Raw genomic sequence first — 11,815 nt, forward strand, 5'->3', positions numbered from 1 at the left:
TTCTCATGAAAAAAACCCCGCATCAGCAGGGTCTTCTGTTTAATGAACGATCAGTACAGGACAAGGAGACAATTGTGAGACCTTATGGCTCACGCTTCCGAGCATCATTTCTTTAAATCCGCTGATTCCGCGGCTTCCGACGACAATCAGATTGAAATGCTGTTCTTTCGCTATGTTTAAAATTTGATGCGCAGGTTCGCCTTGGACGTACAGGCTTTCCGCGTTTACTCCGCTTTCTGCCGCTTTCTGCTTGGCATCTTCCAGAATGGCCGCTCCTTTTTGCTCGACTTCATGTTTGATGTCTTCAATGAAGTTTTCCGGAACATAGACAATCCCTGTTAAGGCTGATGTGGAGACAACGGCTTCACGTCCCGCATAGAGAATGGTGAGTTCAGCCTGCTGTTCTTTCGCCAAATGGATCGCTGCGTCCAGGGCTTTATTGCTCATGTCTGAACCGTCTACTGCTGCAAGAATTTTTTTAAACATATGAATCCCGCCTTTCTGCTTTTATTGTCCTCCTCTCTTTGCTGAATGTCAATTTTGCCGGCTTTCTCCGGAACATTGCGCTTACAGACTTTCTCCGTTTGTGGCGATGACGTCTTTATACCAATAAAAACTTTTCTTTTTCTTTCTTTCAAACGTGCCTTTTCCGTCATTGCCGCGGTCGACATAGATATAGCCGTAGCGTTTTTTCATTTCTGCCGTTGAGGCGCTGACGAGGTCAATCGGCCCCCACGACGTGTAGCCGATCAGGTCGACGCCGTCTTCAATCGCCTCTCTTGCCTCTATTAAATGATCTCGCAGATAATTGATGCGGTAGTCATCCTGAATGGTTCCGTCCTCCTCCGGCTGATCAACCGCGCCGAGTCCGTTTTCGACGATGAAGAGCGGTTTCTGATAACGGTCGTACAGCGTGTTTAAGGTGATGCGCAAGCCCTTCGGATCAATCTGCCATCCCCATTCGGAAGATTTCAGGTACGGATTTTTCACGCCGCCGAGAAGATTCCCCTTAGATTGCGCCAAATCCTCAGGAGCCGTGCTGGCCGTCATCGACATGTAGTAGCTGAAGCCGATGTAATCCACCGTATGTTCTTTCAGAAGCGCCTCGTCTCCTTCCTTCATCTCGATCGTAATTCCGTTTTCTTTAAAGAAGCGTTTCATGTAGCCCGGATAGCTGCCCCTCGCCTGTACATCAGAAAAGAACAGCGTGCTCCGCTCTTTTTGCAAAGCCGCATATACATCCTCCGGCTTCGGCGTCATCGGATACGTCGTCGTCGCGGCGATCATACAGCCGATCTGTGAATCCGGAATGATCTCATGACCGGCTTTTACCGCCAGCGCGCTCGCCACAAATTGATGGTGGGCCGCTTGGTACATCGTGTTTTGTTTATTTTCGCCTTCCCGGAATATAAGGCCGCCGCCAGTAAACGGAGCGTGAAGAACAACGTTGATCTCATTGAAGGTCATCCAATATTTCACCTTGTCTTTATAACGGGTGAAAACCGTGCGGGCGTACCGCTCATAGAAATCGACCATCCGGCGGTTTCTCCAGCCGCCGTAGTTTTTCACAAGACCGAGCGGCATCTCATAGTGAGAAATCGTGACAACCGGTTCGATCTGATGTTTTCTCAATTCGTCAAACAAACGGTCGTAAAATTGCAGCCCTTCTTCGTTCGGTTCTGTTTCATCACCGTTTGGAAAGATTCTCGTCCACGCAATGGAGGTGCGGAACGCTTTAAAGCCCATCTCCGCAAACAGGGCGATATCCTCTTGATAGCGGTGATAAAAATCAATCGCGTCGTGATACAGATTCAGCGCATCGTCTGTCTCATGAAACGGAGACATAATGCCATCCGGGGAGACATCCGCCGTAGAAAGTCCTTTGCCTCCTTCTTTATAAGCTCCTTCAATCTGATTGGCAGCCGTTGCGCCGCCCCATAAAAAACCTTCCGGAAATCTCTTCATGTTTTCTCCACCTTTTTTTCAGGATAACGCCAGAAGCGCTTCGTTCGGTTTGACCATTCCGCTTTTTTTCACGTCTGTAAATGAATATTGATCCGTATTCGTAATGATGACCGGCGTGATTACGTCAAAACCGGCAGCCTTTATCTCGTCGATATCAAAAGTAATCAGCAGATCTCCCGGCGCGACAGTATCGCCTTCTTTGACGTGCATCTCAAAATGCCTGCCATCCAGCCGGACGGTATCAAGCCCGATATGAATGAGAACCTCGGCTCCCCGGGTGCTCGTAATGCCGATGGCGTGCTTTGTTTTAAATACGGCTGTCACCCTCCCTTCTACGGGAGAAACCGCCGCGCCCTCTTCAGGCAGAATCGCAAAACCTTTTCCCATCATTCCGCCGGAAAAGACGCTGTCGTTCACTTCGCTTAATGCTTTCACTTCGCCTTTAATCGGGCTGTGAATGATTTCTCCGCCTGCCGTCACCCCCGGCGCTTCAGACGCTTTGCCCCGTTCGGACTGTACATCCTCAAACCCGATCAGCAATGCCGCCGCAATACCGGCCGCAAACGAGATAAAAAGCCCGATCAGCGCGTATAGAAATGTCGGCCCGATAAAGACCGGAATGCTCGGCAGACCGGCGTTTCCGCCGACAATGTAGGAAGCGACGCCCGTTACACCGTAAAAAGCTCCGCCTGCCGCGCCGCCGATTAAAGCAGCCGCGAACGGTTTTTTCAATCTCATGTTGACGCCGTACATCGCGGGTTCGGTAATGCCCATCAATGCCGTAATGCCCGTTGTAAACGCCAGCGATTTGAAGGTTTTGTTTTTTGATTTTAAGAAAACCGCAAATGACGCGCCGGCCTGCCCCATATTCGCCAAAAACATCGCAGGCAGAATGTAATCATGTCCGTTTTGAGCGATGTTATTGATCATGATCGGCACAAGGGCATAATGCATCCCCGTCATAATAATGAGCGAAAATGTGCCGGCAAGCAGAATCATCGCGGCAATACCCGCATGATTGAACAAATCATTGACGCCGACAGACAGGTAATTCCCGAGAATCGCGCCGAGCGGGCCGACTGTGATCAAGGTGACAGGGACGACGATCACAAGCGTAAGCATCGGAACGGCAATCAATTTCAAAGATGAAGGCGTGATTCGGTCAATCCCTTTCTCTACATAGGACATCAGCCATATCGCCAGCAAAATCGGGATAACTGTCGATGAATACGTGGCAGCGGTTACAGGAAGACCGATAAAGGAGATGCTTTTTCCTGCCCCAAGCAGGGCCGTTAAATCCGGATGCAGAATCGCACCCGCCACAGCGGCCGCCACGTACGGATTACATCTGAATTTTCTCGCCGCGCTTACCGCAAGCAAAAGCGGCAGAAAATAAAACGCACCGTCACCGACAGCCGTGAGAATGCTGTGAGTCTGGCTCTTCTCCGACAACCAGCCGAATGTCACCGCTAGCGCGACAAGCCCTTTTATCATGCCGGCTCCGGCAATGGCCGGCAGAATCGGTGTAAACACACCGGAAATCACGTCAAACATGGCGCTCAGCACATTTTTCTTCTGCTTCGAAGTTTTGTTTGCGCTTTCATCGTTGAGCCCGCTGTTCTCCATTAAAGCCTGATACACCTTCGGCACATGATTGCCGATAATGATCTGAAATTGCCCGCCACTGATATTTGTCCCCATCACGCCTTCCGTCTGTTCCAGCCCGCTCCGATCTGCTTTCGCATTGTCATACAGATTAAAACGAAGCCGCGTCATGCAATGGATGACACTCTGAACATTCTCCTCGCCGCCGACAAGTTGTAAAATCTCTTTTGATATTTTATGATAGTCCATGAGTATACCTCCTTAAAAATGGGGGAACCGCCGGACGAAAGGTGCCCGCCTTTCTCCGGCTTTTTTTGTTATGAAATCAGCATCACCTCCGAAAAAAGGGTATAAAAAAAACCCAAACTGCACAGCACACGGGGGTCTTCCCCTGTCTGACGCAATTTAGGTTTTGCCTGCGGTTTGCAGTAACAATCCTGGGTGAATGATATTGGGTTGATATGTATACTTTAGCACTGGATTTATTGGGTGTCAACGCTTACATTTAAATATTGCTCCAACTACCATTTAATGCTTTATTTATAAAATAATTTGTTTATTTCTATTATAATCAAAAATCTATTCCATATCCTTATAGAACAATTTAACATTAAGTTTGTCCATAAATCAGCGTGGAGTAAAGAAAGTATAATTTATAACAATAGTCCGTAGCTGTTCTAATCACTACGGACTTATAGCAATTTAAACTTTTAGTCTTCAACAACTTGTAAGAATTCAAAGTTCATTTCGTTAATCAATTCGTTCATAGCTCGAGCATTTGTAGAAGAAGCGTTAAACTTAGGATCTTCTAAATACGAATTTTTTAAAGCATCAGATATATAAGTGAGAAAGTTATCTATTCCAGCTTTTTGTTTTAATCTAGATAGTGAGATACCTTCTTTAATCATTTTGTGAATAACACCAGAAAGTATCATTGCTATAGTTATCTGAAACCTATAACCTTTGCTTGAGACACCATAAATTTCTTTAGAAAAGGGGTGCTCAATCCTTTCTCCAATTACTTCAATTATTTCATTAAATGTATTAAATCTATTTATGATCTCATCATATTCCTTTTGTGATTGTTGTGGATTACGTACTTCTAGTTTAGATTTATGTTTCATATACTCTTCAGCATAAACTGATGATTTCGCGTATCCTGTATTGAGTCCATTTTCAAGTATACTCATTATCACAAAAATATTTTCTTGTATTTTCTTCTTTTTCACCCTATCTGTTGTTGCATTGTAAGCCCTTTGAATCTTACTAGAAACCTTTTTATCATTCATTTTTTGAGCAAATTTATTTACAAAACTATTCAATTTAGAATTATAAACAGCATGCCGTATATCCTGCGGTGTTAATGGCTTAGTACCTTTATTATATCTACTGAAAATCTCCAATTCTAATTCGAGACCAGGGAAATCAGTAAAAACGATAGAGGCAAGTTTGTGCGATAAAATTTTCTCTTTAATTTCAAATTCGCAATCACTAAATTTTTTTCCATTTAACTCCACCATTATATTTAGTCCTGAAAGTTTAAATTGATTTTCTTTAAACCTATGAAATGCTCTCAGTCGATGTTGTCCATCTACTACGTTTAAAACTTTAACTCCCTCATAACGATCATTAGCTAAAAAAACAGGTGGTATTGGTATACCAAGAAGAATTGACTCAATTAAAGAACTTTCGTCAGCAACTGATGCTCTGTAATCTCTCTGATAGTCAGGGGCAATTATAATTGAATCAGTATAATCAAGTTTGAGTTCATCATCTAGCTCTTCCTCTTTATCTAGTTTTTGAAGTTTATATCCATTTGTAATCATAGATATAATATCTTTTATAGCGATATCCTGAGGTTTATAATTTATTTTAGCTAGCAAGTTACTCACCATCCCTTACATATTCTAAAATACTCTTTTTCATTATTATATCTTTTGTAACAGATTCCAATTCTGGATAAAGTGTTGTATAACCTATTCCCATAGAATAAAGAGAGGACAGTATATCTTTTTTGCACTCTCCTTTGATCACTAATCTTCTAATTATATTTTCATCTTTCAAATTTGATAAAGGTTGGCAGTTATCTTGAAAATATACAAAAAGCCCATTTTGTGCGTTAATTCTTTCATTTAACTTTCTAGCTTTGAATGCTATCGGCCCATCAAAATTGTCTAAGTTTATTCTTTCACCATTAGAAATATTAATTATATCTGAACGTGATGCAAACTTATAATTCAATTCTAAAGGATTTAGAAACCATACTTCTGCATCACATTCTTCATTTTCATGGAAGGAGTTTTCAACAGCAAACATTAAAGAAACTACATGCGAATGAGTAAAATCTAACAATTTAGTTGGGATACCGTAATGTTGTGCATAAACCATCCACTCATAGTCATCTCTGATATCTATAGGTTGCTTCACATAATTGTGACAATTCACTTTAAACTCATTTAAAAAATATTGAATTGATCCTCTCGAATATTTCCTCTTTTTGTTATTATCCAATCTAAGGGCACCAGGTAACAATTCGTATTCTTTTTCCTGTCCTCTTGATAAAATAAACTCTTTAGGTAGCGCTTCTACAAATTCAGTAAATTGACTTAGCCTTTCAATAGGTTCATCTAACAATATAAATTTCCTCCTATTTTTTAACGTGTCATTTATTTTATGTTGTAGTCTAATAAATTTATCGGCTAACTTTCTTTTTTATTTAGTTGAATATTACGTATCTGTAAAGGTTTAACTATATAAAAAACGAATCTCTTCTTCAGATAATAATAAAGAAGAGATTCATTCCTTAGAGATTTATATCATATATTAAACTTTAATTGGTTACTTCACTCCCCAAACAGCCTCCCCATCACCGCTCAGCACACTAAACGTCACAACTTCTTTCTCTCTCGCTGAGTCCCATTCTTTCAGGAAGACGCCGTCATAATTTGTGCCGTTCAGGTTGATTCGGGCTTTGCTGCTGTCCGTTTTTGTCCAGGTTCCGGTCATTTCCCCGGAAATGGTGCCGTCGTTGTTAAGCCGGATGGTTTTTGGGGTTTTGATCGTAGCTGTAATGTCTTTTCCGTGCTGGATGAGTTTGTAGGCTCCGGATGCGGCGGATGCCGATATCTGTGTATCCGGTTCTCCCGCGTAGCGGTATGGCGCTGCAACGGGCCATCCGTCTTTGTTCATGTACAGCCGATGTACTCTGACTTCGTGCTCTTCGCCTCTGTTCGGGAAACGGGTGTGGAAAATGAGGTATGATCGTTTCGTTTTCCCGTCGTAAAACACGGAGTTGTGTCCCGGCGATACGTAGCCCGAGCCTTTTTCAGATTGTGAGGCGAAGCTGTAGCCGCCCATGAGTTTGACCCCGTACGGTTCAATTGCTTTGTCGTCGAAGAAACTGCCGTCTTTTCCTTTGGCATCAAGCATGTTATGGCCTGCGGCGTCATAGTACGGACCGTCCGGATTTTTAGAGCGCGCCACACGCATATGATAACCGCCGGCTGCGTCAAGTCCGCCGAATGACAGATACAGATAGTAATATTTCGTTTCCGGATTGTAGCTGATGTACGGGCCTTCGATTCTGCTGTGATTTCCGCCGAGCAGTTTTTTTCCGTAGCCTTGGTTCGGGAGCGGGAAACCGGTTTTCGGATTCATTTCCAGTATAAAAATCCCCCCGGAGTAAGAGCCGTACACCATCCAGAGCTTGCCTTTATGGTCAAAAAACGTTTGCGGATCTACGACGTTCGGGTGAACGTTTGCATTATACGTCGTGCCGTCTTCGCTTTTTCCTTCCATGCCCGATTTCAAAAAGATGCCTTTGTTTTTGTAGGGCCCTTCGATTTTGTCACTCACGGCAACACCGAGAGCGGATCGCGGCGAGTCTCCTTTACAGGCGTTATAGTACATGTAATATTTCCCGTCAGACAGCTGGGCGACGTCCGGCGCCCACAGCGTATCAGACTGGGCCCAATCGAATGTCTCTTTTAATTCGGTGTAGACGTTCGGGATCAGGGGATTATTGGGATTGACGCTTGAAGACATCTGCTGCCACTGCATCAGGTTTTTCGACTTGGCGGAAGCCAAATGCGAGCCGAATACATAATATGTATCTCCTGTTTTAATGACGGACGGATCATGCACGCTGACCTCTGAAAAAACCGGATGCTGGGCTTTTGCCTGCGGCAGAGTGAATCCGATGACCGCTGCTGAGACCAGGCACACACGAAAGAAACTGGTTTTCATTTTCTATAATCTCCTCGCTCTCTTCTTTTCTTAAAACGCTTTCAAGACAACGCTCCATTTTATGACGCGGATGGCGGAAATATGTGATCAACAGCGCCGGCTTCGCGATGTACCGCTTTACTTCGATAACAATCTGATTTGTGAAAGACTGGAAAAAAAGTTTTGACTTCTGATTCGCAAACACTTAATATAAAAAACAGTTACTAGTTATCAGAATATTTGAGAATTGAGTGAAGCATATATGACCTTACACAAAGACCGCCGCATCGGGCGCTTGTCCGTCCTTCTTCTGCTTCATGAGACTGAAGAAAACCAGCAGATCAGCCGGCTGGAACGGGACGGCTGGAAAGTCTGTCTCGGCAGGGTGGGTTCAATGGATGCGCATAAGGTGGTAGCCGCAATTGAAACCGCTTCCAAAAAGAGCGGTGTCATTCAATCTGAGGGTTATCGCGAATCACATGCGCTGTATCATGCCACAATGGAAGCTTTGCACGGAGTGACGAGGGGCGAAATGCTGCTTGGCTCGCTGCTTCGTACCGTGGGCCTGAAGTTTGCCGTCTTACGGGGAAATCCGTATGAAAGCGAGGCGGAAGGCGATTGGATCGCCGTTTCACTTTACGGCACGATCGGAGCTCCGATTAAGGGGCTTGAGCACGAAACATTCGGAGTCGGAATTAATCACATATGAATCAGCCCATAGATTTCAGATGATAGGGGGCTATGCGTGAAATATCATTTTCATGGCATAGCTCCTTTTTGTATGGGCGCTTTACCAAAGTAAAGGAAAAGGGGTTGAAATGATGGTGACGTTAGACGGTTCCTCACTGACAACCGCAGATGCCCAGCGTGTGCTGTTTGATTTTGAAGAGGTTCAAGCATCTGCCGATAGCATGGAACGTGTGAAAAAAAGCAGGGCGGCGGTTGAACGGATCGTTCAAGAAGAGAAGACCATTTACGGGATTACGACGGGATTCGGCAAGTTCAGCGATGTGCTGATTCAAAAAGAAGACGCTGCGGATCTGCAGCTGAATCTGATTCTTTCTCACGCGTGCGGCGTCGGTGATCCATTTCCGGAATCTGTATCGCGGGCCATGCTGCTTTTGCGCGCCAATGCCTTGCTGAAAGGCTTTTCCGGCGTGCGGACTGAGCTGATTGATCAACTGCTCGCGTATCTCAATCATCGCATTCACCCGGTCATCCCGCAGCAAGGGTCACTGGGGGCGAGCGGGGATTTGGCGCCGCTTTCTCATCTCGCACTGGCGCTTATCGGTCAAGGCGAAGTCTTTTACGAAGGGGCCCGGATGCCGACAGCTCATGCTTTAGAACAGACAAACCTTCAGCCGGCCGTCCTGACCTCTAAGGAAGGGCTCGCGCTGATCAACGGAACGCAGGCCATGACCGCGATGGGACTGATCGCTTACCTCGAGGCCGAAAAGCTGGCCTATCAGTCGGAACGGATTGCGAGCTTAACGATCGAAGGCCTTCAGGGTATTATCGATGCGTTTGACGAGGACATTCATGCCGCCCGCGGTTATCAGGAACAGATGGATGTCGCAGAGCGAATCCGCTATTACTTGTCAGACAGCAAGCTGACGACCGTCCAAGGGGAGCTGCGTGTCCAGGACGCCTATTCGATCCGCTGTATTCCTCAAGTCCACGGCGCATCATGGCAGACATTAGCGTATGTAAAAGAAAAATTAGAAATTGAGATGAATGCCGCGACAGATAACCCGCTCATTTTCGAAGACGGCGCCAAAATCATCTCAGGCGGAAACTTTCACGGACAGCCGATCGCCTTTGCCATGGATTTTCTCAAAGTGGCGGCGGCCGAGCTTGCGAATATTTCTGAACGCCGGATCGAACGGCTTGTGAATCCGCAGCTGAATGACCTGCCGCCCTTTCTGAGCCCTCAGCCCGGCTTACAATCCGGAGCGATGATCATGCAATATGCGGCGGCCTCCCTCGTGTCAGAAAATAAAACCCTGGCCCATCCCGCCAGTGTCGATTCCATTCCTTCATCGGCAAACCAGGAGGATCACGTCAGCATGGGAACCATCGCCTCAAGGCACGCCTACCAGATCATTGCGAATACGAGACGGGTGCTTGCCGTTGAAGCCATTTGCGCGCTGCAGGCCGTGGAGTACCGGGGTGCGGAACATTGCGCCTCGTACACAAAACAGTTCTATCACGAAATGAGAAACATCGTGCCGTCCATACAAGAAGACCGCGTGTTTTCTTATGACATCGAGCATCTGAGTGACTGGCTGAAGAAGGAGTCTTTTCTGCCGAATGAGCATCACCAAAAACTGATGACCAATGAAGGGGGACTTACAAGATGACTGATGTAAAGAAATCAATCCGCGCCGGCCGCGGCACCGAACTTGAATGCTTAGGATGGGAGCAGGAAGCCGTGCTCCGCATGCTCCGAAACAACCTTGACCCGGAGGTTGCCGAAAAGCCGGAGGATCTGATCGTATACGGCGGCATAGGCAAGGCCGCGCGAAACTGGGATGCTTTTCACGCGATTGAGCGTTCCCTCAAAACGTTAAAAGATGATGAAACACTGCTGATCCAATCCGGAAAACCGGTCGGACTGTTCCGCACGCACAGCCGCGCGCCCCGCGTCCTGCTGGCTAATTCGGTTCTCGTGCCGAAATGGGCGGATTGGGAGCATTTCCATGACCTTGAGAAAAAAGGACTGATGATGTACGGGCAGATGACGGCCGGCAGCTGGATTTATATCGGCTCACAAGGTATTTTGCAAGGCACCTATGAAACCTTTGCTGAGCTTGCGAGACAGCATTTCGGCGGCAGTCTGAAAGGAACCCTTACGCTGACGGCCGGACTTGGCGGAATGGGAGGCGCTCAGCCGCTGTCCGTCACGATGAATGATGGCGTCGTCATCGCCGTTGAAGCGGATGAAACACGGATTGATAAACGCATTGAAACAAACTATTGCGACCGTAAAACCGCATCAATTGACGAAGCGCTGCGCTGGGCCGAAGCAGCCAGACAAGCCGGAGAGCCTTTATCGATCGGCCTTCTCGGCAATGCGGCTGAGGTGCATCAGGAGCTTTTGAACCGCGGCGTCCATATTGACATCGTGACCGATCAGACTTCCGCTCACGACCCGCTGATCGGCTATATTCCGGCAGGATACTCACTTGAAGAGGCCGACCGTCTGCGCCGGGATCAGCCTGAATTATACGTAAGGCTTTCCAAGCAGAGTATGAAAAAGCATGTGGAAGCCATGCTCGCCTTCAAGAAAAAAGGGGCTATCGTCTTCGATTACGGCAACAATATCCGCCAGGCTGCCAAAGATGAGGGGCTCGCCGATGCTTTTGATTTTCCGGGATTCGTTCCCGCCTACATCCGGCCTTTATTTTGTGAAGGAAAAGGGCCGTTCCGCTGGGCCGCGCTGTCGGGAGACCCTGAAGATATATACCGCACTGACGCTTTATTAAAAGAGCTGTTTCCAGAAAATCAAGCCCTTCACCGCTGGATTGACATGGCACAGAAAAAAGTCACATTCCAAGGCCTGCCGTCCCGTATTTGCTGGCTCGGCTACGGTGAACGGGAAAAGATGGGGCTCGCCATTAATGAATTGGTCAGAAACGGCGAGCTGAAAGCCCCGATCGTCATCGGAAGAGACCATTTAGACTGCGGATCTGTCGCCTCTCCGAATCGGGAAACAGAAGCGATGAAAGACGGAAGCGACGCGGTCGGCGATTGGGCGGTGCTGAACGCGCTGATCAACACGGCCTCAGGCGCAAGCTGGGTTTCTTTTCACCACGGCGGGGGCGTCGGCATGGGGTATTCCCTTCACGCGGGAATGGTCGCGGTCGCTGACGGCAGCATCCTTGCGGAACAACGGCTTTCCCGCGTTCTGACAAGCGATCCGGGAATGGGCATCATCCGCCATGCGGACGCAGGTTATGAAAAAGCGGCTCAAGTCGCCGAGGAACAAGACATTATGATACCGATGAAAAAGGAGCGGTAA

The 11,815-nt window shown here is 46.9% G+C and carries 9 protein-coding genes; 3 read left to right on the forward strand and 6 right to left on the reverse strand.

Annotated features, from left to right (window positions below):
• Positions 1-39: 39 nt before the first annotated feature.
• From NYE68_RS20800 to NYE68_RS20825, 6 genes are all read right to left on the reverse strand, one after another.
• Positions 40-486 carry a universal stress protein gene (locus NYE68_RS20800; protein WP_007407802.1) on the reverse strand — a complete coding sequence of 149 codons (447 nt, stop codon included), beginning with the start codon at positions 484-486 and terminating at the stop codon, positions 40-42.
• A gap of 81 nt (positions 487-567) precedes the next feature.
• The gene (locus tag NYE68_RS20805; protein WP_015418545.1) at positions 568-1,965 is read right to left on the reverse strand and encodes a 6-phospho-beta-glucosidase; all 1,398 of its coding nucleotides are present in this window, start codon (positions 1,963-1,965) and stop codon (positions 568-570) included.
• Positions 1,966-1,983: 18 nt separating this feature from the next.
• Positions 1,984-3,819: a beta-glucoside-specific PTS transporter subunit IIABC gene (locus NYE68_RS20810; RefSeq protein ID WP_015418546.1), complete on the reverse strand. Its 1,836-nt coding sequence runs from the start codon at positions 3,817-3,819 to the stop codon at positions 1,984-1,986.
• 461 nt (positions 3,820-4,280) lie between these two features.
• Positions 4,281-5,453, reverse strand: a complete 1,173-nt coding sequence (locus tag NYE68_RS20815) for a DUF262 domain-containing protein (protein WP_015418547.1) — start codon at positions 5,451-5,453, stop codon at positions 4,281-4,283.
• A gap of 1 nt (position 5,454) precedes the next feature.
• Entirely contained in the window at positions 5,455-6,204 is a 750-nt protein-coding gene (locus NYE68_RS20820; RefSeq protein WP_324636211.1) for an FRG domain-containing protein, read from the reverse strand.
• A 204-nt stretch (positions 6,205-6,408) separates the two neighbouring features.
• Positions 6,409-7,815 (reverse strand): glycoside hydrolase family 43 protein, encoded by a 1,407-nt coding sequence (locus tag NYE68_RS20825; protein ID WP_254003479.1) that lies wholly within the window; start codon positions 7,813-7,815, stop codon positions 6,409-6,411.
• Between the two features lie 241 nt (positions 7,816-8,056).
• Here NYE68_RS20825 and hutP point away from each other — a divergent pair, with 241 nt between their 5' ends.
• The 3 genes from hutP (at position 8,057) to hutU (ending at position 11,815) form a co-directional block, all read left to right on the forward strand.
• Entirely contained in the window at positions 8,057-8,503 is a 447-nt protein-coding gene (gene hutP / locus NYE68_RS20830; protein WP_004393292.1) for a hut operon transcriptional regulator HutP, read from the forward strand.
• A gap of 112 nt (positions 8,504-8,615) precedes the next feature.
• Positions 8,616-10,154 (forward strand): histidine ammonia-lyase, encoded by a 1,539-nt coding sequence (gene hutH, locus NYE68_RS20835; protein WP_254003832.1) that lies wholly within the window; start codon positions 8,616-8,618, stop codon positions 10,152-10,154.
• Positions 10,151-11,815, forward strand: a complete 1,665-nt coding sequence (gene hutU, locus NYE68_RS20840) for a urocanate hydratase (RefSeq protein ID WP_160216646.1) — start codon at positions 10,151-10,153, stop codon at positions 11,813-11,815. Before hutH ends, hutU begins: the two co-directional genes overlap by 4 nt.

This window comes from Bacillus sp. FSL R5-0447 (assembly GCF_038606125.1).
Taxonomy (GTDB): Bacteria; Bacillota; Bacilli; order Bacillales; family Bacillaceae; genus Bacillus; species Bacillus velezensis.

Excerpts from the sequence above, each read along its gene's own strand:
- NYE68_RS20800 (WP_007407802.1), bottom strand. The coding sequence starts at position 486 with ATGTTTAAAAAAATTCTTGCAGCAGTAGACGGTTCAGACATGAGCAAT.
- NYE68_RS20805 (WP_015418545.1), bottom strand. The coding sequence starts at position 1,965 with ATGAAGAGATTTCCGGAAGGTTTTTTATGGGGCGGCGCAACGGCTGCC.
- NYE68_RS20810 (WP_015418546.1), bottom strand. The coding sequence starts at position 3,819 with ATGGACTATCATAAAATATCAAAAGAGATTTTACAACTTGTCGGCGGC.
- NYE68_RS20825 (WP_254003479.1), bottom strand. The coding sequence starts at position 7,815 with ATGAAAACCAGTTTCTTTCGTGTGTGCCTGGTCTCAGCAGCGGTCATC.
- hutP (WP_004393292.1), top strand. The coding sequence starts at position 8,057 with ATGACCTTACACAAAGACCGCCGCATCGGGCGCTTGTCCGTCCTTCTT.
- hutH (WP_254003832.1), top strand. The coding sequence starts at position 8,616 with ATGGTGACGTTAGACGGTTCCTCACTGACAACCGCAGATGCCCAGCGT.
- hutU (WP_160216646.1), top strand. The coding sequence starts at position 10,151 with ATGACTGATGTAAAGAAATCAATCCGCGCCGGCCGCGGCACCGAACTT.